Genomic DNA, 20,542 nt, shown 5'->3' with positions numbered 1-20,542 from the left:
ACCAGCAAGATACAGCATATTCCATGTATATGTAGTACACACTATCTTGTAGTAAGCATCGGTGCGTCGCCACCCATCAATCTGCAAGTTCTATTTAAAAGGTCGCAGATCCGCACCCTACATACAGCGGATTCCAGGTTTATAAAGTACACCCCAGAAACCGGGTTTCTTCTGGATTTCTCGCCAGAAACCGGTTTTATTCAAGAAACCCGGTTTCTCTGTACTTCACTTACCTGGAAAGTGCTGTATTAAAATCACACAACATAAATATAGTGGCTACTGTACTTCATCAACCACCGAATATGCTGTAAATGTAAGGTGCGCTTCGGCGCACCCTACGGGATAGAGGTTCCGATCAAAACTCTTCTTTACCTTCCAATCCCCACATATTGGAAACCAGCCGCTTCTAAAGCCTTCTTGTCTAAGAAATTGCGGCCATCAATCATCACCGGATGATTCATCAACTTCGCCATTTTATCGTAATCTAAATTGCGAAACTGTTCCCAGTCAGTCACCAACACCAAAGCATCGCAACCGTCGGCCAACCTTTCCGGGTCAGTTTCTACCAAAACTCCCGACAAACCGTGACGCATCCCAGTTTGAGAAACAATCGGATCGTAAGCTTTAACTTTCGCTCCCAACCGATTCAAATTCTCGATTAAAATCAGCGCTGGGGCATCCCGCAAATCGTCAGTATCCGGCTTGAAAGTCAAACCCAAAAGTCCGACAGTTTTACCTTTGAGAATCTTCAAAACGTGCTGCAACTTTTCAATAGCAATGAACCGCTGGCGTTGGTTAACTTCCACTGCCGCTTTCAGCAAATGCGCCTCGTAGCCGTAATCGTCAGCAGTGTGAACTAAAGCCGAGACATCTTTGGGGAAACAGGAACCGCCCCAACCAATGCCAGCTTGCAGAAACTTGTTGCCAATCCGTGAATCTAAACCGATACCTCGGGACACTTGACTAACATCTGCACCGACACGATCGCAAATATTAGCAACTTCATTAATAAAGCTAATCTTCGTAGCCAAAAAAGCATTAGCTGCGTACTTAATCATCTCCGCTGAACTGATATCAGTCATCACCACAGGAACTTCCGGCAAAGACTGATTTTCTGCAAACTTGCGATCGACAATCGGCCGATATAACTGTAGCATCATATCCATAGCCCGCCGAGAGTTGCTACCGAGAACAATGCGATCGGGATTAAAAGTATCAAAAACAGCACAGCCCTCCCGCAAAAACTCCGGGTTGCTAACCACATCAAATTGAACACCTTTGTTTGCTGCTACTTCCTCACCAGTAACCTCATCACCGCTGTGAGGTTTTTGACGTTCTGCTAAACCGTCTAGTACAATTCTTCGCACCCAGTCCCCGGAACCGATGGGCACAGTAGATTTATTAACAATGACTTTGTAATCGCCATCGAGGTGAGCTCCTATTCCCCGAGCAACCGCTTCCACGTAGCGAGTATCGCTTTCCCCAGTAGGCAAAGGAGGCGTCCCCACCGCAATAAACAAAATATCCCCGTGAGACACTCCCGCTGCTAAATCCGAAGTAAATTCTAGATTGCCAGATGCAGATGCAGAAGACATTAATTCAGACAGTCCAGGTTCAAAAATAGGCGACTGTCCAGACTTCATTAATTTAACTTTTTCTTCGTTGTTGTCTACGCAAATCACGTGGTGGCCGATGTGGGCCAAACAAGTGCCGGTGACTAAGCCAACATATCCTGTACCGATGACACAAACCTGCATAGAAATCTCCTCAAAGCTAGTAAATAAATTAGATGGGATGTTGAAACAAGAAGGAAGAAGGGAGAAGCCTTTAGTTATCTAGGAGAGAAGGAAAAAACAGCTTGTAGGGGTAGTGCTACCCCTACTCCCCGTGCCTACCCCTAGAGGGCAACCACGGGGGGTTTGCCCCTACAAATCCCCACTCTCTACTTTTGGTTTCCCTCGATGCGATCGCGAAAATCCTTTATAGTCAACTCTAAACCTTGATCCAGCGGCACAGTTGGCTCCCACCCCAACCAAGTTTTAGCACGAGTAATATCCGGTTGTCGCTGTTTTGGATCGTCTTCCGGCAGCGGTTTAAAGATAATTTCTGCCCCTGGATTAATCGTGTTTTGAATTTTTTGTGCCAGTTCCAATATAGTGTATTCGCCGGGATTCCCCAAATTCATCGGCCCGATTTTGTCGCTATTCATCAAACGAATAAATCCTTCCACCAAATCAGAAACGTAGCAGAAACTCCGCGTTTGGGAACCGTCGCCGTATACTGTCAGCGGTTGATTCCGCAAAGCTTGAGCAATAAAATTGCTGACTACTCTGCCGTCATTTTCCAACATCCGGGGGCCATAGGTATTATGACAGCAAACGCAGTAAGTACCGCCTACAAAATTCTCTCCGTCGGGAACAGAAAAGTCGTATACATCCTCATCGATTTCAAACTCTTCTATGGCTTTAACTTTTGCCCAAGCTAAATCCCCTGTGATTTGAGCTTGCAGTTTTTGTTTAGCATTAGCAAGATTGAGAATGCTGTACTCGTCCAACCCTTGAACAGTTATCCGGTAAGACTTGTATTTTTTGCTGTCTCCTTTTCGCACTGTTGTCTCGAATTCCGACACACTTCCAACTATCCCGAATTTAGCTAGAATTAGCACCAGTTTTTCAATGATTTTTTGGCTGGAACTGTTAAACACTAGCAGCGAACCCGTTGTTTTCGCGTCGTGATTCCCGTCGCCTTCCCAGAAACCGTGTAAAAAGTGAACTAACTGTTCTTTGGGAAGTTGCAAAATCCAATTGGGTATATCTTTTTTGGTGCTTAATTCTTTGCCAAACCCCAAAATATTGACAACTAGATCGACAATTATTTTTGACCTGACGTTAACGGATGGCGCTCTTTTCTCCTCTTTGTCAAATCTGATTTCACACTCGCAGCCAAATAACTCTCGCGTCACCCGGATCAGCTTTTCCAGATATTTGACATTTGAGCTAAATACGAGCTGGCGGTCTTTTTCTGTATGAACCAAACAGCCTTCTGCTAAGTAAAATCCCAAAAACCACAGGAAATCACTGACATTTTCGATGTAATTGTTGATTGCTTTGACGGATTGATAGCCAGCTATTTTGTCTTTTTGGGTCAAAGGTAATCCCAATTCTTGCCAAAGTTGCCAGGGAATTTTGTTGCCTGCTTCGTATTTTTTGATGGTGCTGAAGTATTGGCGATTGCTGATTCCTTTTCGAGCGAAATATCCATATATCTGCTCTCTGAATTTTTCTAAGTATGCGATCGCATCCTCGCTGATTACCCACAGCCCTGGTGCATTAACTTTATCGCTGATGTAAAAAGGTTCCAAGGGACGATCGATAAAAGGAATGTAACTGGGAACAGCTACATCATCCCCAACCTTTAAGTCTTTGCCAAATACGGCTTGAGGCAACCCTTGGCTGTCGCGAGTAAACAAACTGTGGTCTTCAGTAATTTTTACTTGTTTGCCCCAGGTTGTTGCAATTTTATACCCTTTCTTCGTCACTTTGTGTTTCCAAATTGCCGAGATTGGTTTTAAGCGCATTTTTCCCTGTTCGTCAAAGCAAGGAACTGAAACATTTGATATGTCACCTCCGATCCGGCTGTAGCATTCCTCAAATGTTTCGTAATAAAGTCGATCTCCTTTGTAATAGAGAACTTTTTGATCGCCTGTCAAACTGTTAAAAATTCGCACAACTCGAATGTCTACACCATTTTGACGGTGGTAATCAAAAGATAAGGTTTCAGCTACTCGCTTCCCTTCGTCATAACACGATCTGATCCCGATACAATTAACGTTGCCGCGATAATCTTCTGTTTGTGGATGTACGTCAGGATCTCCGTACACTTCGGAAGTGGAAGCGAGAAAGAATCTTGCTTTTACCCGTTTTGCCAATCCCAACATATTCATCGTGCCGATGACGTTTGTTTTAATGGTCTTGACAGGGTTGTACTGATAGTGTATAGGGGAAGCGGGACAAGCCAGATGGTAAATCTGATCTACCTCTAACCGAATCGGTTCCGTGATGTCGTGGCGGATCAGCTCAAAATACGGGTTGTCGAGCCATTTGAGGATATTGCGTTTAGTCCCGGTGTAGAAATTATCCAGGCAGACTACCTCATGTCCTTGGGCCATTAAGCGATCGATTAGGTGGGAACCGAGGAAACCCGCACCGCCTGTGACTAAAATTCTCATTGTGGAAACTGCCGTTCTGTTTAGGGGTAGGACTGGAGTACAAAAATTCAGTCGCTCGAATGAAACTTACTAATAGAATAACAAAATTGCGATCGACGATGTAAACACTTCTGCGTCTCTTTCATCAAATCTTTAATTAACTTAGCATTTGCCAATACTTTGAACAAAGTGCTATAATTCGCAAATGTCAGCTAGCAATTTTTAGTGAAGTTTCAATATTTCCGAAAAAATACTGTTGACAATAATTAACTTTTGAGTTAATAGGTATTAATTGTTTGTTAGTTGTGATTGGTGAGGCGATCGCTTCTGTCTTGAGTTATCTAAGAAAAGGCTGATTCCCTAGGTATGGCTACGCTTCACGGGCTTGTTTGAGAATAGGTTAATCCAGTTTATGTAAACAGGGCTGACGCGCGTCAATCGATTTTAGATTTTAGATTTTAGATTAAAGAATTGACTTGCGCGAGATAAATGCGGGGGCAATAAGTGATTTTAGATTTTAGATTTTGGATTGATTTGCGCGAGATAAATCACGTGGCGGGTACCACATGAAGAAATTCGCTTGTCAGAGGCTAGAAACCTGGTTTATTCGTAGATAAAGTTGAGCAAGCAAATATTTTTCCGAGAAACCCGGTTTATTTGGCCTTAGTCGCGATCGACTAACTGCGACGACGGGAATTAGAATTATACAGTATCGCTATCCGATCGCGGTGGAATCTCAGCAGCAGTTAAAGTCACGATTATTTTTAAGAAGACTTTGGGTATTCCTGAAGTATAAATGTCTGTTGACTACCTTTAAGATTCTGTTTCATCACCCGAAGCAGACGATTATCCATTGGCTGTGTATCTTGGGTGAAAAATTCATGAAGTACCTGCACTTTGCCTGCATAGTCTCGATCGGCTTTACAAATTACAATTCCTGCATGATTTGAGGTTGTAGAATGGAGATTGATGAAATCTTGACGATTTTCTGTAATGACTACTCGCCCTGCATTTGTCGCGTACATCAAGACTTCATCATCGGGAATTTTTTGATTGGCTTGTCCAGCGCCCTAGGATGTCAAAACATCATAGCCACGCGCTCGCAGTAAATCAACCATTGCGATCGGAAAGTTTTCATTCGAGTAAAACTTTAGCATTTTTAGTTACTCATTTTCAGCAAGCCACAGCTCGATTTCTTCTCGGTTGTGTTCGTAATAGTTCGCAACCGCTTGCAAATCTTGAAGGGTGAGTCCTGGATAATTATAGAGAAGTTCGGATTCAGTTGCGCCCTGTTGTTGGTAGGCGATAATCGTCCAGACGGGAATGCGGGTATCGCGAATTCGCGCTGCACCGCCACAAATTCCTGGAGTTTTGTGAATGGGATGCTGAAGGCTTTGGACGAATTGTAGGGTTTGTGCTAGCAAGTCATCAGGCAGTGTTTCAATGGTTTGGAGAAGTTGTTCTTTGATGGTCATAATCGATCGCCAAAATCTAAAGAGGATATTGTGTTGGGATTACAGCCGACCTATAAGCATCCGTATACAGGTTATGGTGTGGCTTGAACACGATCGATTAATCGGATTTTGTTAACGATCGAATTTTGATCGATAGCTTACGTTCGGTCAGACATTCTGCACGATTAACCTGCAATAAACGCACAGTGACTCGACCGATCGCAGTTAGAGGTTCGATTGTACCACTTTCAGTTTGAAGTTGAAAATGGTCTTCCCAGCTATCTTTTCTAGGGTTGTAAAGTCGAACCACTTCATCTGTTTCTGGATCGAGCGAGGCAATGTCGCTGCCTTTATTTTTGTTACAAATTGAGCAAGACAAAGCCAGATTACTTTCTACTGTTTCCCCGCTATGTTTTTCGGCAATGATATGGTCTATTTGATGAGACGAGAGGGCGAGTGTTTCTGGGATTAAACAATATTCACAGTATCCGTTGGCGCGATCGCATACCATTCGTCGCAGACTAGCTGAAACGTAGGTTTTACTCATGCTGCCTCGCTCAGTTTCAGTAGGGCTTGCGCTTTGGCAATGCGTACTAAATGTTCGACAAATTCGTATTGCTGCCACAGGCGCTGCTCGATCGGCGTGAGTCCTTCTGTGCGATTTTTCTCTAATAAAGTATCGATTTCAGCTTGAAGATCGTCGGATAAACGCAGGGCTAATATTTCTTGTGGCGAGGGTAAACTTGCTATAAATTCTAATATCTTCGTGAGCCCAGAAAATCCGCTTGAAGGATTGGCTTCGACTTCCCTTAATCCCAGCATCAAAATCTGTAGTAACTCATCTTTGAGAGGATCTAGCCGCAGTGCTAGTTCGTCGGGAATTTGAAGGGTAATTGTTGCCATTTTTTTACTCGCTGACGCTCTCATTGAATGGTAGCACAATAGACGACGGGAATTATAATTATATAGTGTCGTTATTGGATAGCGGTGGAATCTCAGCAGCAGTTATAGTCACGATTTTACCATCACGCCAGATACTAATTGATTGTCCTAGTCTGCAGTATTTTTCATATGCTTCGGCAATTGCTACTTTCACACCTGCATCAATTTTTTCATATAACTTAAGGAGTTCTTCTTCAGTCATTTGATTCCTAACCTATGCTCCATTATATTCAAAAAAAGCTTCTAAATCCCGATCGCCTCTGATAATTCTCATAATTTCAATTCCATCGTTCGCGATGCGGTAAAAGATAATGTAGTTTTGCAGAGGAATACCGCGCAACTAGGGGCGAAGTTGACTATAAGTGCGTCCCATCAGAGGAAATTGTGTCAAGTAGCGGCATTTTTTAGTGAATTCATCGATGAATCGTTCGCCTGCTTCAACGTTGCGTGCGACGAAATAGTCTGCGATTTCGTCAAGGTCGCGAATCGCTTCAGGTGAGATGATATATTGGCTCATCAAGGATTATACCGATCGAGCTTTGTGAAATTTGGCTCGGATTTGAGCGATCGCCGTTTCACCATCCACTCCTTCACCGCGATCGAGTTGTGTGGCGGCGATGTCGATTTTGGCGCAAACTTCTTCTACCCAGCGATTGTATCGATCGCGTTTTTCCAGCAGCCGTAGCGCGTCAGCAATGATTTCGGTAACGTTGGTATAGCGCCCGCTAGCGAGTTGGGCTTGGATGAGTTGTTCTTGTTCGGGGGTGAGGGTGATACTCATAGGTAAAGATCGGCTGGCTATTGTTTTATTGCAGTTCGGGGGGATTGCACGTTTGTCTCTATTCTATTCTAATCTATGACTGATTCGTTACGTTGCACTAGCAATACCTACTACTATTTATCGATCGCGATCGCTAGTTCGTCGCGAATTTGAATGGTAATTCTTGCTATTGTTTTTAGTCACTGATGCTCCGATCGAATCATAGCACAATAGAAGCGCGATCGCCCTTTTGTGAGAAATGCAGTGTGCGATCGCCCCGCGCGATCGGGTAAAGGTGCGATCGCCCTTCCTGATTTTAGTCGCTTCACCCTACCAATCTGTTGATTTGTGGCAAAATTTTAGTTACCGTTGTTATCGTTGATGTCTAGATTTTGTATTGACAATTCTGAAGGTAGCGGTACAGTTATTTGTAGGAAAACATCAATTGTTATTTGATTATTATCACAAATTATATTAGTTATGTTAACTTTACTATTTTCAGATAAACCGTCTTGAATCGGTAATTTAGCAGGTGGCTTAGTTTTATATCCAGCATCCTCAAGCCATTCAGCAATATTTCTCCAGTTTTCCATTTTGTCAGTGGATTTACTTACAAGGCTTTTGACATATTTGTACAGAGTAGCACAGAGGTCAGTTTCAACTCCCTTGGGGGTTTTTTGGAGTTTTTCGGCGATTTCAGAGGGACTATAACCGCAGAGTAGACCGCGAAGGTGTCGTTTTTCCATTGGGGTGAGGCGTTTTCCCTTGGCCGAGGCTAGGTCTGCATAGAGGGTTTCTAAGTCCCAGTGGTTCGCGGCTTCGGTAAATTGCTCGTCGGCTGGTGGCATAGAGAGATGAGGTAAAAATTCCTGATGAAAGTCTAACATAATTACTGATGAGTGTCAGATAAATGCTGTGCTTGGTCAGGTTATTATAAGCTTTAAGTAGAATAACCCAGCATAAAAGAGATGTCTAATGAACGCAAACAGAGGAAATCAATCTAACGATCCAAACCAGAAACAGCCACAACCAGAAAGTCTGGATGGAGACAATAATTTTTATGAAGAATATGACGATTGCTATGAAGATGAGGGTTTACCCTATCCTCCGGGTGAAGCATATCAAGCATATCTTGAGTATCCCACCCATCTGAACGCTATAGATGCGGCTGAAGAAATCTGGGGCATTCCCGATCCTCGGCTGATAGAGGATTAGCCTTATGCAGCCTGACAAATATTGATAGAAAAAATAACTGATCTAAGTGCAATAAATTTGTAGTAACGAGGTTTGAGATGTCTAACGGTTATGTATCTATGATAGCATTTTTCCCAAGAAGGGAAAGTGCAGAAAGTTTTCAAACACGCCTAAAAAGCCTATATGCGGGTGATGTAAGAAAAATAGATTCTGGGATCGTGCAAGAAAATACCCAAACAGCTACTCAACCTGTGAGTGTGGGCGACATTATAGTTAAAATAGAAGTTAGAGAAAACCGTGCCACTGAAATTCAAATCCTTGTCAGTGATTGTGGTGGTCGAAATGCCTTACCAGGACAGGAAGCAACCTTTGAACTGTAAGAAAGATTGAGCATGAATAAGCTTTATAAGCTTTCCCTGGCTCAAAAAAATCAGCCAGCCTACATAATTTTTTCCAAAACAAACAACTATGCCAACCATTTTTAACCTAGAACTTGCGTGGAACAAACCCGCCAAAAATTGGAAAGAATCAAGTGAACATATCTTGAGGGTGCGTATCAATTCCAGTTCAGATAGACAGTATGGTTTGCCGCTGCGAATGGCGATTGCTGTAGATACCAGCAGTTCAATGCAAGGTAGCAAAATATTAGCAGCTAAAGAAGCTTGCCAAGCAGTTGTAGCTCAATTGCGGGAAACGGATAGCTTAGAACTAGCTAGTTTCTCATCTCAAGTACAGCCATTATTAAAGTCTCTTGCTGGTGGCAAAGGAGCGGTCGATTCTGCCAATATAGCGATTACCAAACTGCAAGCTAGTGGCGTTACCCGTACAGACATGGCACTAGAGTGGATTCAAAAAGCCTTGCCAGAAGAAAAAGGCGTTGTCCGCGTAGGGATTTTGATTACTGATGGTCATGCTACTGATTCTCAGGGAAATCCTCTGACTGACGTAACTCCACTGCTTGAGCAAGCTGGGAAACTTAGCGATGTTGGTATTTCACTGTACACGGTTGGTTTAGGTAATGCAGCTAATTTTAATACGGCATTTCTGTCAGACTTAAGTGAACACGGTCGGGGAGCTTTTATGTATGCTGAAACTCCAACTGAGCTAGAACCGCAAATTAAAGAGCGACTAACAGCAAGTCAAGCAGTCGCAATTGATAATGCTCAACTTTTGCTAACTTCCCAAGCTGGAATTAAAGCTGAAGGCTTTTGTCGATTTAAACCAGACTACCTGCCACTAGAAAAAACATCCGATGGTAGCATCCTTTTAGGGGTAATTAGGACAGATACACCTACTGATGTACTGATCAAAATCGAAATTTTGGCAGGCGATGGACAACCCCCCTTTAGTCAAGAGGTGCTGCAAGTACAACTAACAGCTAGTGCTTTGCCAAACCCTGTAACAGCAACCACATCTATTCTCTACACCAACTCTTACAGCCAATATGAACAAGTAAACTCGGATGTTGAAACTGACAGGCTTAACTGGCATTGTAACATTATCATGGAGGACTTGATCCACTTGGCTTACAATCCCAGTGCTGATCCCAAGCAAGTAAGAGAAGTGCTGGAGAAACTAGAGAACAATGCTGCTGTTATTAATCGTGATGATCTGCTTGAACACATTAATCAACAGAGGAGCAATTTAGAAAAAGAAGGCAAACTAGATCCGCGTCGCACTACCCGAATGTTGATCGATGCCAAGAAATCGTGAAAAAAAAAGGCATGACTCACAAATGGCGGATAAGCAATTAAAAGAGCAAGGACTGGTTTATGACGATAGAACCCGTAAGGGAAAACGAGATGTCAATGAGGATGTTAAATTGGTCAAGCCTTGGCCAGATAAATCAGCACTGCTGGCACTTGTTGTAGATGGTATGGGTGGACATCAAGGGGGAAAAATTGCTGCTGAAATTGTAATTGATACTTTTAAGGAACTTTTAAAGCAGCCCCTCCCAGAAACTCCTGAATCTCGCTATCAACTTCTATTAGACAGCTTCCATAAAGCTAACACGGCAATTATGGAACGAGTTCTAGAAGAATTTAAGTTAGGCAACTCTAAACTCAAAGATATGGGAGCCACTCTCGTTGCTGCAATCATTACTGCCACTGAGTGTTTGCATTTGTACGCAGGAGACTGTCGTTTATATCACTTTAGTCAGGAAATACCCCTTTACATGACTGACGATCACTCAGTCATAAATCTTCTGATAAAAAGCGGAGAAATTACTTCTCAAGATGCCAAAAATCATCGAATGCGTGGTGTGGTCACATCCTGTTTGGGTGGTGGACAAAACGCCAGATTGTCTATTGCTCCAAAATGGGATGAAGATGGCTCACCTGCTTTCAGAAAGCTACATCCTAATGATGTATTGCTGTTATGTAGTGACGGGCTACATGGTTCAGTCAGCGATTTTGAACTTCAAAATTTCACTGAAAACTACAATATATCTCCAGCAAATATAACTGAGAAATGTGTAGATGCAGCCTTAAAAAATGGCAGTGAAGATAATGTTACTGCCATCGCAATTATAGCAAAAAATAACAGTTTATGAGTAATTATAGGCAAGTCTGGATATCGCTTTTAAAGGACGCTAACGGGCAGAATAGCATAGTTGATGGCAAATATCACTTGAAGGAATTTTTAGGATCTGGAGGTGAGGGGGCAGTTTACCGCGCTGATGAAGTGATTTTAGACGAGCCAGTACGTTCTGTGGCCGTGAAACTGCACTTAAAAGAAGATGATAATTTAGAGCAACAAAAGCGGGAAATAAAGATCATACTCAATATCAGTCACCCGCACCTCATTCGCTGTTTCACTGCCGGTCAGTGCAAGCTAAAAGATTATGAGCTTGTGTATTTAGTGATGGAACTAGGAGATGCAAAAACACTAGATAAATGCTTGCCACTGTCTGAGGAAGAAACTAGAGAAGTAGTGCAAAGCATTGGCTCAGTTTTAGTATATTTGCAGGATCAGAACATAGTACATCGAGACGTAAAGCCAGCAAATGTGCTGCGTGTGGATGAACAATGGAAACTTTCAGACTTTGGTCTTCTGCGTGAGGATGTTCAGTCTCAGGGTGTACTTACCCGTACTTTCAGGGGTACTCCCGGATACGCACCCCCAGAGTTCTATGAAGGCAAAGTTTTCCAAGCTTGCGATGTTTGGTCACTGGGGGCTATGATCGTCGAAATATTAACTGGAAATCCGGCTTTTTCAGGGAGGACAACTCAACATTTACAAACATCAGTTATAAGAGCAGAGCCGCAGTTAACTCAGTCTTTACCTGCACCTTTTGATGAAATTGTTCAGGGATGTTTAATCAAAGATCCTAACGAACGTTGGACAGCAAAGCAAGTTTTAGAGGCTCTAAATAAACCCGCCCTTTCACTACCACGACCTCAGCCTAAGCCACGCATTCCTCCTCCACTTATTAGAAAGTCGCCAACAAATGTGGACGACTTCGATAATCTGCGTAATTTACTTAAAGCCAAGAAATGGGAAAAAGCCGACCAAGAGACGTTCCTTACTATCCTGAAGATAGCTGGACGAGAAGAAGAAGGTAAACTCACTACCGAGTGTCTTGAAAACCTGCCCATAATAGAAGCTCTCTGTACTATTGATAAACTGTGGATAGAAGCCAGCGATGAGAAATTTGGATTTAGCGTCCAGAAGCGCATCTGGCAAGAAATTAGCGCTATTAAAACTCCGTTACATAGAGTACCTTACGAATTTGGTGATCGGGTAGGCTGGTATTTTGACAAGATTAAATGGTTAGGATATCATGCACTGACTTTTGATATAAATGCTCCTCAAGGACACCTTCCAAGTTGGTATCACTCTGAGTTATGGACAGGGCGAGGTATGAGTAAGGGAGTGCCGGTGCGTGTGGGAAACTGCGCCCGCAGTCTTTTTTCTCGCCTACCATAAATGCCAGAGTTAGCATCGATCGCCATCATGGCCCAAAACTGAAACCCCTTAATTTTAGAGGCAGGGCAGCATCCAAAAATCAGCCTCAAGGCCAGTGGCTAAACGATCGAGACTGGGTAAAAGCTGAACAAGTGACACCGAAATATCCCGGTTGTTACATTATAAATTTTAAGCGTTCTATTGGGAAAGTTCACTATCCCGATGGGAAAATAATTGAAAATGTTACCCATGCTTTTATTAAAAGGAAACCAGATGGAACATTCAAATCTGCTTATCCTGTTCTCAATGATGCTACGCTGTCCTCATTAGATAGGAGCGATGAAAATGAATAACTATATCAATTTTACAATCCAGTTAGAAAAACCTAATTGCGAACAATATGCTGACGCACCCGATGATTCATTAGGAGAACTTTCGCATTTTGAATTAGGTCTGAAACTATTTTGCTTTGAATGCGATCGCCCAGTATCAATAGAAATTGGTGAAGAAAAACTAAAAGTTTTTTTAGACCCCGATATCTGTATGCTCCTAGAAGATGAACTCCCCAAAAAAAATAGTGAGTTATCCCAAGGGAAACCCATCAAAATAGAATTTGTTGAAAGTGTGTGCCTTTCTCTTGAATTGCAGCCATTAACCAACGATAAAATTAGCTGTAATTTCAAAGAATTTGGATATTTATCTCCAAACCAGTTTACCCTAAAATCCCGAAATCAACACTTTGAACTGAATAAAACTCAAGTTATAACAGAGTTAAAGGGATTTGTCGAACAACTCATGGAAATGGCTCTAAATGGCGGCTATATCACCCGCGAAGAAAAGCAAGAATTCCTGATGCCACTCCGCGAAATTGCGCCTGCTTCGGCTATTTGTTAATTAAGTACGATCGCCCTTCATGTCCCAAAGTGCGATCGCCGTCGATAATTTGACAGTTAAATTATCAAAAACCCTCCCTCCAAAAAGTTATCCCCGGCGAGAGGGTAAATCAAACACCACTTCAAATCGGATGTTGGGCACTCGTTGCCGAAACAACTGAAGATGTCCCTCCGCATCCGGCTGCGATAGCGACCGACGATCGCCCATTGCAAGCTGGACGGGCGAGGTGGCACAATAGGGGAAACTTCCAACAGATTGCAGGGCATGAGCGACAGCGAGCGGATTTCAGTGGTTTTGCCAACACAGGCTAAAAAGGATCTCGAAAAGTTGTGCGATCTCGAAAAGCGATCGATCTCCAACTTTGTCTACCTTCTGATTCAAGAGGCGATCGATCGAGCAAAAGCATCCGGCAAGCTCCAATCAACAGATGACTGAAACTAAAACTTGATTTATCGTGCTTAATTTTAAAATCGAGAAGTGCGAAAAAACTCGCCTACGGCAATGCTAATATTCATTAAATGAGAGGTGTAAAAACATGGCAAGAAGCAGGCATATCTCCAGAAGATGCCAGGAGAATTCAGAATGCAGCCGATCGGACAAAACAAACCATCATAGTTGTTGGCAGTCGAGCAAACGGGACAAGTACGCCAACTTCTGACTGGGACTATATAATGTTAGGTAACTCTCGCCAGCGGCATTCCGCTAGCAGTTCCGTCCCTCGCGGTACAAGTGGCGGCGAAATTAATACTTCAGGTCGAGAAACGGGAATCGATATTTTTACTGGCCCCCTCATCTCAGGAGAACCTCACGTTATATTTGAGCCAGACTTAGGAGAGGCAAATGAATCTAGCCGATGAAATTACAATCAATCAAATTAAACAAGAATTAATTAGCCAAGAAGATGCAAAAAACTGGTTTTTAAGCTTCCCAACCGAATACCAGCAGGAAATATTGCAGCGGCTATCCTACATGACCCTCCAAGCAGGGGCGCGAGAAGAAGATGTTTCCCTAGCTATTGCCAAATCAAAACTTCGCCCAACTTACACCCCTTGTGTGTTGCTGAGTAGAGGGCGATTAAAAGAACAAATGGCAAAGCTTTTGAAACTGCCGCCCTCAGAATCTATCAAAACCTTTTTCCTGTTAATGAGTTTATTGGCAATTGCCGATGCGCGCAGGTACGGCAAATATTGTCAAGATGGCTGTAGCCACTGGTGGCATCGCGATTTGAGCGATCGCAAAGTTGTAGATGAAATTCAGCGCGAGTTGCAACAAAGCATTCTTGTTTAACTTGTAGTAAGCTGTGATGCGAGGGGGCGATCGCCACTGACGCTGCAGCCATATTCTGGGCCCCCACAGGGACGGGCAAGATGCCCATCCCACAAGAAAACAGACTCTTTGTGGAACAGGCATCTTGCCTGTTCTAGATGACTGCAAACAACTACAAAAAACTGACTCTTTGTGGAACAGGCATCTTGCCTGTTCCTGACAAAATCCCACAATCAAACTGACTCTTTGTGGAACACGCATCTTGCCTGTTCTAGATGACTGCAAACAACTACAAAAAACACACTCTTTGTGGAACAGGCATCTTGCCTGTTCCTGACAAAAAGCCACACAGATTACGAATCTCGATCGAGCTTCAGCACAGCCATAAAAGCCTCCTGCGGCACATCCACAGTACCCACAGACTTCATCCGCTTCTTACCCTTCGCCTGCTTTTGCAGCAACTTTTTCTTCCGCGAAATATCACCGCCGTAACACTTCGCCAACACATCCTTCCGCAAAGCCGGAATGTGCTCCGAAGCAATCACCTTCGCACCAATTGTCGCTTGAATCGGCACCTTAAATTGATGACGAGGAATCAACTCCTTGAGTTTTTCCGTCAACCCGCGGCCCACATTATAAGCCTTATCCCGGTGTACAATCATCGCCAAAGCGTCAACCGGATCGCCATTAATTAAAATGTCCATTTTCACCAACGGATTTTCGCGATAACCGATGAGGTGATACTCCATGCTCGCATAACCGCGCGATCGCGATTTCATCTGGTCAAAAAAGTCCGTCACCACCTCCGCCAAAGGCAACTCGTAAACCAGCGTAGTTCGGCCTTGACTCAGATACTTCATATCCATAAAAATGCCCCGCCGACTTTGAGACAGTTCCATCAGCGCGCCCACATAAGTTTCCGGCGACAGCATTTCTACCCGCACATAAGGTTCCTCAATTTTCTCCCGGTACTGAGGATCGGGCAAGTGGCTCGGATTGTCAATTGTTAACACTTCCCCTTTAATTGTTGTGATTTGATAAACCACAGAAGGAGCCGTAACAATCAAATCCAAATTGTATTCTCTCTCCAATCTTTCTTGCACAATTTCCATGTGCAGCAAACCCAAGAAACCGCAGCGGAAACCAAATCCCATCGCACTCGAAGTTTCCGGTTCGTAAGAAAGCGCCGCATCGTTAAGTTCTAGTTTTTCTAAAGCTTCCCGCAAATCTGGAAATTGGTCAGCATCGATCGGGAACAAGCCGCAAAAAACCATCGGCTTTGCCTCTGTATAACCCGGCCAAGGCTCCGGCGCCGGCTTTTTGACCAAAGTAATCGTATCGCCGACGCGAGCATCAGCTACTGCTTTAATCGCCGCGCCCAGATAACCCACTTCCCCGGCGTGCAGTTCGTCTACTGGAACTTGAGTCGGTGAAAGAATGCCCAATTCATCGATGACATATTCCTTACCCGAAACCATCAACAAAACTCGATCGCCCTTTTTGACACTTCCGTCCATCACCCGGAAATACACAATTACCCCGCGATAAGGGTCGTAATAACTGTCAAAAATTAGCGCCCGCAGCGGTTTGTCAACAGTATCCTGCGGCGGCGGCACTAATTCGACGATCGACTCCAAAATCTCATCTATACCAATTCCTTCCTTAGCCGAAGCCTCAATCGCCCCGCTACAGTCCAGACCGATAATTTCTTCAATTTCCCCTTTTACCCGTTCCGGTTCTGCCCCCGGCAGGTCAATTTTATTTAAAACAGGAATAATTTCCAGATTGTTTCCCAAGGCAAGGTAGACATTTGCCAGGGTTTGTGCTTCCACGCCTTGAGATGCGTCTACCACCAGCAGCGCCCCTTCGCAAGCAGCGAGCGATCGCGACACCTCGTAAGAAAAGTCCACGTGTCCCGGAGTGTCGATCAGATTGAGTACGTACTCCTGACCGTCCTTGGCAGTATAATTCATCCGAGCCGCTTGCAGCTTGATCGTAATGCCGCGTTCGCGTTCGAGATCCATATTGTCTAAAAACTGCTCCTTCATCTCCCGTGCCTGCACAGTCCCAGTCGCCTGCAACAGGCGATCGGCCAAGGTCGATTTTCCGTGGTCGATGTGAGCAATAATCGAAAAATTACGAATGCGAGATACAGGGACGTTAGTCATGTTTTTTATCGAAGAGCTAATCGGCAAAGGATACTTTTTGTTGTATGATTACACAAGCAAGAGTAGAGTGCTTACTTCAACCTCTTACTGGGGATTGAGATGAAACCACAACTGAGGCAAACCTCAAGAGTATCAGTTATTAGCCTTTCAAGTGTCCGATCGAGGCCGGACACCCAAAAGGAAAAAACTTTTCTCTCTCTCATTGTACAGAAAGCGGTTAAGCGGTTGAGGAAAGGTTGGGTGCAAATCAGGGACTGCCAATATCTAGTTCAGTCGGTTGTCATCAAAAGAATTGAAACTTAAGAATTAAAACTAGGATTTTTTAACTATGAGCGAATCAAGAATACCATCCCACAGTTCGTCAGAAAAAGTCGAACTGTCCATCCATATCGATCCTGAACTGCTAGACCAAATTAAGCACTTGACGAATGACCCCAGCAAAGTCATTGAAACAGCAATCAAGCAGTGGCTCAGAGGCGAGCGCCGCGAAGACGAGCTGGCTCTGAGTTTACGCCGCAACCCCCCAGTCCCGCCCCGCGGTGAGTGGAACGACTGAGGTACTCTCGCCCCAGACGGCGCGCGCAAATCTGCAGGCTGTAAAGTTTCTGGCAATGAAATTTCGATCGCGCGGGCGAGATCCTGCAGATTTCGCGGCGAAAGCTACAAGTGGTGGGCGAGTGAACTCGGCTAAATCACAACCTCGGAACTATTCGAGGTGGTGGTTCGCAGCCTCATATTTTGGCGTAATTTTCACATTTGATAGTTAATCGGTGCAGATTCCTAATTTCTCAATCTTAATTTTTATCTTTAAATTACCCAAAACGGCTGAGAACGAATAGTTTTTAGTTTTGAGTTGAGTTCAGAATTAAATAATAAATGTTTTCTGAGTTCATTAATCACTCAATACTCAATAATAGAAGCCTAAAATTTGTGCTAATTGTGAGTTTTGAGCGATAAATGTTTTAATTAAAAAGCCAACAACTTTTTAATTGATTAATAACTCAAAAATTAACAGTAGAAGCATCAAACAATGGGGAGTATTGAGATATTTATTCAAAACTCAAGACTCCAAAATCCGAACTACTTTCATCCCCTACTCTGATGGACTCTAACACAGATTTTCGGCGATCGAGCCTCGCCTCTACAGTTTTTTTTCAAGAGTTAGGGGCAGAATTAGTATTTACCCAAGACGCAAGGGGTAGATATCTATCTTTTTACTGGCAAAAAGCCGAACAGTACAACCTTACAGCAGAACAAATTGTCGTTAGCGAAGCCCTCGAAGAGGATCGCCCCCTCAGCGAAACCCTGCAACCCATCCCCCCCGCGCCTTATCTCGATATCCTGCGGCGGGCGCTCGAAACCCTCGTACCGCAACGGTTCAGCTATCCATTTTCCCACGCCGGACAATATTTTCTCTTCGATTTGACACTCACTCCGGCGATCGACTCAAACGGCAAAGCTACAAAAGTCTTAGTTATGGGAAGGCTGCTGTCTGACAAACCCACAGACAGACGGCCAGACTCCCCAGAATTCATGCTCTATCGAGCTTTGCCATCCCTCTTGGACGCCCGCCAACGAATGTCGCTTCCAGCGAGCCGTATCCCCGGTCGATCGCTCCCTCCCTACTCGGAAATCGATCGTAAAATCATCTCGCAAATCGCTCAAAACCTCCACAAAACCCTCGATTTAGCAACCATTTGGCAGCAAACTGTTAACAGCTTGGGTCAAGTTTTGAACGCGAGTCGCTGCATCATCTGTTCCTACAAAAAAGACAGCGAAAATCTCGAAACATCCCCCTTCCTCGCCTCCGAAAAACAGCAAAAATCGACCGCCTCAGCAGCCGAATTACAACAGTCAATAGCTAGCTACCCCTCGCCCCCGCTTTCCCCAACTCAAATCGAAAATCTCCAATCGAAAACTTTTAAAGTAGTAGCTGAATACCGCCAAGAAGCTTACTCTTCTATGCTGGGAGTAGAACTGCGCGCAGCCGAACAGCCGGGGTGGATTCAAACTTTAGCCACCTTAAAACCAGTAGCAGTCGATTACGCCTCCCCCGCCACCGATCCCTTCCACCGCCATTCCGTGCTCGTAGCAGCTACCTCCTATGAAGACCAACCCAATGCACTGATATGTTTGCACCGCTGCGGCAATTCTCCGAAATGGAGTCCTGTCGAACTCGAATTCGCCCGCGAGTTAGTCGCTCAAGTCGGCAGTGCGATCGCCCACGCTACACTTTACCAAGAATTAGAACACGCTCGCGCCGAAGCCGTAGCTCTTTCCCAACTTAAAAGTCAATTTCTTGCTAATACTTCTCACGAACTCCGCACCCCCCTCAACGGCATCCTCGGCTTCCTAAAACTGCTTATGGACGGCATGGCAGATGACCCGGAAGAAGCGCACCAATTTATCGAAGAAGCTTACCGATCGGCAGTACATTTGTTCAATGTGATTAACGATATTTTGGATGTCGCTAAAATCGAAGCTGGCAAAATGGAGTTAGACCTCGCTCCCGTCAAACTCGGTGAACTGTTGCAACAAGTTGAGGATTTTACACGGGTTCAAGTCGAGCAAAAGCGATTGCAATTTCAAATCCAAAAACCCCCTGTGGAGGACGAGATTATTGTGTATGGCAACTACCAACGCCTGCTTCAAGTAATCTTGAACCTCACGGGCAATGCGATTAAATTTACCGGGGAAGGGGGAATTCGCATCAGTGCCGAGGTTATTAAGAAAAAGGTGACTGTTCACAACCAGCAGTTCCCCGGAATGGTGAAAATCCGAGTCGCTGATACTGGCATTGGGGTTTCTCTCGACAAGCAAGATAAATTATTTGAGTCGTTTTTTCAGGTGGATGGCGATCGTACCAGGCAATACGGCGGCACCGGTTTGGGGTTGGCTATTTCTCAAAAACTGGTAGAAGCAATGGGGGGTACAGTAAATTTTTACAGTATGGGAGAAGGGCTGGGAGCGACTGTTACTTTTACTGTCCCGCTTTATCAAGAACCACTATGTGAACTAACCTGACGGTCAACTGGGTACAGTTAGACCGCAGGCTTCTTTTTCCTTTTTTGCTCATGCTTTTTTGAGTGACGGAGTTCCCCCGCCACTTTCGTAACTCAGACCAATCTTTCTAATAAGTTTAGCTGAGTTTTCATCTCGATCCAAAGATTCTCCACACAGACAAGAATGCCACCGCTCCGATAATTATTTCGGAACTTTATTTAGGCAGTTCCAGCAATTTTGAGAAGTTCCCTTCGGATCAACAAACAAAACGCTTTTACCCAATTTCCATGCGACATATTTTAGGACGCTAGCGAATTGCCCATGAGCAGCATCAAGCATGGATTTATTCAAGCCACTCTTAGCTGATTGACCGTTGGGCAAATAAACCAAATTACCATCCTCAATATCGGTCTTGGGCTTAGCGCGTCTAGTCAGATTTTTGACACTCAAGTCTTCAACAGCTAAAACTTCACATTTCCCGAACAGCTCATGTGCCGTTTTAAACTGAAAATCCAATCTAGCTCTGGCTACGAACTGATGAAGTCTAGAAATCCTGTCCTTGATAACTTTCCAAGGCTTAGAACCCTTAACTCGGTTAGCTAGCTTCGCTTGAAGTCTTGCCAGCTTCGGGGCCGACTTCCTCAAAAATCTAGGATTCTCAACTCTTTCGCCATTAGAAAGAGCGACGTAATTAGGATCGCGAATTAAATAACTTACAATTTTAATTGTTATTGTGGGATGGGCG

General features: G+C 44.1%; 22 protein-coding genes and 4 pseudogenes. 11 read left to right on the top strand and 15 right to left on the bottom strand.

The genetic code is table 11. The annotated features are described in order from the left end of the window. Positions 1–368 precede the first annotated feature (368 nt). From QUB51_RS18685 to QUB51_RS18625, 13 genes and pseudogenes are all read right to left on the bottom strand, one after another. Complete coding sequence (locus QUB51_RS18685) at positions 369–1,757, bottom strand: UDP-glucose/GDP-mannose dehydrogenase family protein (RefSeq protein ID WP_333055756.1); 1,389 nt, start codon at positions 1,755–1,757, stop codon at positions 369–371. A 185-nt stretch (positions 1,758–1,942) separates the two neighbouring features. After that, positions 1,943–2,371 (bottom strand): annotated as a pseudogene (locus tag QUB51_RS18680) (GDP-mannose 4,6-dehydratase); the annotation flags it as partial. Then, positions 2,372–3,727, bottom strand: a pseudogene (locus QUB51_RS18675) (LAGLIDADG family homing endonuclease); the annotation flags it as partial. After that, positions 3,710–4,228, bottom strand: a pseudogene (locus QUB51_RS18670) (GDP-mannose 4,6-dehydratase); the annotation flags it as partial. The pseudogenes QUB51_RS18675 and QUB51_RS18670, both read right to left, overlap by 18 nt. Positions 4,229–4,971: 743 nt before the next feature. Beyond that, on the bottom strand, positions 4,972–5,253 hold the full coding sequence (locus QUB51_RS18665; RefSeq protein ID WP_333055764.1) for a DUF5615 family PIN-like protein: 282 nt from the start codon (positions 5,251–5,253) through the stop codon (positions 4,972–4,974). 117 nt (positions 5,254–5,370) lie between these two features. Further along, on the bottom strand, positions 5,371–5,682 hold the full coding sequence (locus tag QUB51_RS18660; protein ID WP_333055757.1) for a DUF433 domain-containing protein: 312 nt from the start codon (positions 5,680–5,682) through the stop codon (positions 5,371–5,373). Between the two features lie 97 nt (positions 5,683–5,779). Beyond that, positions 5,780–6,208 (bottom strand): HNH endonuclease signature motif containing protein, encoded by a 429-nt coding sequence (locus QUB51_RS18655; protein WP_333055758.1) that lies wholly within the window; start codon positions 6,206–6,208, stop codon positions 5,780–5,782. Beyond that, positions 6,205–6,564, bottom strand: a complete 360-nt coding sequence (locus tag QUB51_RS18650) for a hypothetical protein (RefSeq protein WP_333055759.1) — start codon at positions 6,562–6,564, stop codon at positions 6,205–6,207. The genes QUB51_RS18655 and QUB51_RS18650 overlap by 4 nt, the downstream gene beginning before the upstream one ends. 58 nt (positions 6,565–6,622) lie before the next feature. Next, positions 6,623–6,805, bottom strand: coding sequence for a hypothetical protein (locus tag QUB51_RS18645; protein ID WP_333259894.1), 183 nt, complete (start codon positions 6,803–6,805; stop codon positions 6,623–6,625). Positions 6,806–6,817: 12 nt separating this feature from the next. Next, positions 6,818–7,120 (bottom strand): annotated as a pseudogene (locus QUB51_RS18640) (type II toxin-antitoxin system RelE/ParE family toxin). A 6-nt stretch (positions 7,121–7,126) separates the two neighbouring features. Beyond that, positions 7,127–7,384, bottom strand: a complete 258-nt coding sequence (locus QUB51_RS18635; protein ID WP_333199092.1) for a type II toxin-antitoxin system ParD family antitoxin — start codon at positions 7,382–7,384, stop codon at positions 7,127–7,129. A 179-nt stretch (positions 7,385–7,563) separates the two neighbouring features. Next, positions 7,564–7,692, bottom strand: a complete 129-nt coding sequence (locus QUB51_RS18630; RefSeq protein WP_333259891.1) for a hypothetical protein — start codon at positions 7,690–7,692, stop codon at positions 7,564–7,566. Between the two features lie 30 nt (positions 7,693–7,722). Then, complete coding sequence (locus QUB51_RS18625) at positions 7,723–8,250, bottom strand: helix-turn-helix domain-containing protein (RefSeq protein ID WP_333259888.1); 528 nt, start codon at positions 8,248–8,250, stop codon at positions 7,723–7,725. 88 nt (positions 8,251–8,338) lie between these two features. Here QUB51_RS18625 and QUB51_RS18620 point away from each other — a divergent pair, with 88 nt between their 5' ends. The 9 genes from QUB51_RS18620 (at position 8,339) to QUB51_RS18580 (ending at position 14,647) form a co-directional block, all read left to right on the top strand. Next, positions 8,339–8,578 carry a hypothetical protein gene (locus QUB51_RS18620; protein ID WP_333259885.1) on the top strand — a complete coding sequence of 80 codons (240 nt, stop codon included), beginning with the start codon at positions 8,339–8,341 and terminating at the stop codon, positions 8,576–8,578. Positions 8,579–8,655: 77 nt separating this feature from the next. Next, positions 8,656–8,937 (top strand): hypothetical protein, encoded by a 282-nt coding sequence (locus QUB51_RS18615; RefSeq protein WP_333259882.1) that lies wholly within the window; start codon positions 8,656–8,658, stop codon positions 8,935–8,937. Between the two features lie 88 nt (positions 8,938–9,025). After that, entirely contained in the window at positions 9,026–10,270 is a 1,245-nt protein-coding gene (locus tag QUB51_RS18610) for a VWA domain-containing protein (protein WP_333259879.1), read from the top strand. After that, positions 10,254–11,111, top strand: coding sequence for a protein phosphatase 2C domain-containing protein (locus QUB51_RS18605; RefSeq protein ID WP_333259876.1), 858 nt, complete (start codon positions 10,254–10,256; stop codon positions 11,109–11,111). The genes QUB51_RS18610 and QUB51_RS18605 overlap by 17 nt, the downstream gene beginning before the upstream one ends. Beyond that, positions 11,108–12,487 carry a serine/threonine-protein kinase gene (locus QUB51_RS18600; protein ID WP_333259874.1) on the top strand — a complete coding sequence of 460 codons (1,380 nt, stop codon included), beginning with the start codon at positions 11,108–11,110 and terminating at the stop codon, positions 12,485–12,487. The genes QUB51_RS18605 and QUB51_RS18600 overlap by 4 nt, the downstream gene beginning before the upstream one ends. 324 nt (positions 12,488–12,811) lie before the next feature. Then, complete coding sequence (locus tag QUB51_RS18595; protein WP_333259871.1) at positions 12,812–13,360, top strand: hypothetical protein; 549 nt, start codon at positions 12,812–12,814, stop codon at positions 13,358–13,360. Between the two features lie 264 nt (positions 13,361–13,624). Further along, positions 13,625–13,795 (top strand): ribbon-helix-helix domain-containing protein, encoded by a 171-nt coding sequence (locus tag QUB51_RS18590; protein WP_333051847.1) that lies wholly within the window; start codon positions 13,625–13,627, stop codon positions 13,793–13,795. Positions 13,796–13,878: 83 nt separating this feature from the next. After that, on the top strand, positions 13,879–14,217 hold the full coding sequence (locus QUB51_RS18585; protein ID WP_333051850.1) for a nucleotidyltransferase domain-containing protein: 339 nt from the start codon (positions 13,879–13,881) through the stop codon (positions 14,215–14,217). Beyond that, a complete protein-coding gene (locus QUB51_RS18580; RefSeq protein WP_333051853.1) occupies positions 14,201–14,647 on the top strand; it encodes a DUF5958 family protein in 447 nt (148 codons plus the stop codon). The genes QUB51_RS18585 and QUB51_RS18580 overlap by 17 nt, the downstream gene beginning before the upstream one ends. Positions 14,648–14,979: 332 nt before the next feature. Here QUB51_RS18580 and lepA read toward each other — a convergent pair whose 3' ends face one another. Next, positions 14,980–16,794, bottom strand: a complete 1,815-nt coding sequence (gene lepA, locus QUB51_RS18575) for a translation elongation factor 4 (protein WP_333207713.1) — start codon at positions 16,792–16,794, stop codon at positions 14,980–14,982. Between the two features lie 328 nt (positions 16,795–17,122). On the opposite strand from lepA, the gene QUB51_RS18570 reads away from it, so the two are divergent. Both QUB51_RS18570 and QUB51_RS18565 read left to right on the top strand, forming a co-directional pair. Further along, on the top strand, positions 17,123–17,350 hold the full coding sequence (locus QUB51_RS18570; RefSeq protein WP_333051858.1) for a hypothetical protein: 228 nt from the start codon (positions 17,123–17,125) through the stop codon (positions 17,348–17,350). 545 nt (positions 17,351–17,895) lie between these two features. Continuing rightward, on the top strand, positions 17,896–19,818 hold the full coding sequence (locus tag QUB51_RS18565) for an ATP-binding protein (protein ID WP_333207714.1): 1,923 nt from the start codon (positions 17,896–17,898) through the stop codon (positions 19,816–19,818). Between the two features lie 180 nt (positions 19,819–19,998). Here the strand turns inward: QUB51_RS18565 and QUB51_RS18560 are convergent. Beyond that, on the bottom strand, positions 19,999–20,542 hold a 544-nt coding region (locus QUB51_RS18560; protein ID WP_333393067.1), incomplete at its 5' end, for a transposase.

The sequence above is a fragment of the Microcoleus sp. AT8-A3 genome (genome assembly GCF_036705675.1).
Taxonomy (GTDB): domain Bacteria; phylum Cyanobacteriota; class Cyanobacteriia; order Cyanobacteriales; family Microcoleaceae; genus Microcoleus.
This window is presented reverse-complemented; position numbering and strand designations above follow the sequence as displayed.

What these genes read in the sequence shown, in the direction of transcription:
- QUB51_RS18655 (WP_333055758.1), bottom strand. Translation starts at nt 6,208, where the DNA reads ATGAGTAAAACCTACGTTTCAGCTAGTCTGCGACGAATGGTATGCGAT.
- QUB51_RS18660 (WP_333055757.1), bottom strand. Translation starts at nt 5,682, where the DNA reads ATGACCATCAAAGAACAACTTCTCCAAACCATTGAAACACTGCCTGAT.
- QUB51_RS18570 (WP_333051858.1), top strand. Translation starts at nt 17,123, where the DNA reads ATGAGCGAATCAAGAATACCATCCCACAGTTCGTCAGAAAAAGTCGAA.
- QUB51_RS18610 (WP_333259879.1), top strand. Translation starts at nt 9,026, where the DNA reads ATGCCAACCATTTTTAACCTAGAACTTGCGTGGAACAAACCCGCCAAA.
- QUB51_RS18620 (WP_333259885.1), top strand. Translation starts at nt 8,339, where the DNA reads ATGAACGCAAACAGAGGAAATCAATCTAACGATCCAAACCAGAAACAG.
- QUB51_RS18645 (WP_333259894.1), bottom strand. Translation starts at nt 6,805, where the DNA reads ATGACTGAAGAAGAACTCCTTAAGTTATATGAAAAAATTGATGCAGGT.
- lepA (WP_333207713.1), bottom strand. Translation starts at nt 16,794, where the DNA reads ATGACTAACGTCCCTGTATCTCGCATTCGTAATTTTTCGATTATTGCT.
- QUB51_RS18635 (WP_333199092.1), bottom strand. Translation starts at nt 7,384, where the DNA reads ATGAGTATCACCCTCACCCCCGAACAAGAACAACTCATCCAAGCCCAA.
- QUB51_RS18605 (WP_333259876.1), top strand. Translation starts at nt 10,254, where the DNA reads ATGCCAAGAAATCGTGAAAAAAAAAGGCATGACTCACAAATGGCGGAT.
- QUB51_RS18580 (WP_333051853.1), top strand. Translation starts at nt 14,201, where the DNA reads ATGAATCTAGCCGATGAAATTACAATCAATCAAATTAAACAAGAATTA.
- QUB51_RS18585 (WP_333051850.1), top strand. Translation starts at nt 13,879, where the DNA reads ATGAGAGGTGTAAAAACATGGCAAGAAGCAGGCATATCTCCAGAAGAT.
- QUB51_RS18650 (WP_333055759.1), bottom strand. Translation starts at nt 6,564, where the DNA reads ATGGCAACAATTACCCTTCAAATTCCCGACGAACTAGCACTGCGGCTA.
- QUB51_RS18565 (WP_333207714.1), top strand. Translation starts at nt 17,896, where the DNA reads ATGGACTCTAACACAGATTTTCGGCGATCGAGCCTCGCCTCTACAGTT.
- QUB51_RS18590 (WP_333051847.1), top strand. Translation starts at nt 13,625, where the DNA reads ATGAGCGACAGCGAGCGGATTTCAGTGGTTTTGCCAACACAGGCTAAA.
- QUB51_RS18685 (WP_333055756.1), bottom strand. Translation starts at nt 1,757, where the DNA reads ATGCAGGTTTGTGTCATCGGTACAGGATATGTTGGCTTAGTCACCGGC.
- QUB51_RS18595 (WP_333259871.1), top strand. Translation starts at nt 12,812, where the DNA reads ATGAATAACTATATCAATTTTACAATCCAGTTAGAAAAACCTAATTGC.
- QUB51_RS18625 (WP_333259888.1), bottom strand. Translation starts at nt 8,250, where the DNA reads ATGTTAGACTTTCATCAGGAATTTTTACCTCATCTCTCTATGCCACCA.
- QUB51_RS18600 (WP_333259874.1), top strand. Translation starts at nt 11,108, where the DNA reads ATGAGTAATTATAGGCAAGTCTGGATATCGCTTTTAAAGGACGCTAAC.
- QUB51_RS18615 (WP_333259882.1), top strand. Translation starts at nt 8,656, where the DNA reads ATGTCTAACGGTTATGTATCTATGATAGCATTTTTCCCAAGAAGGGAA.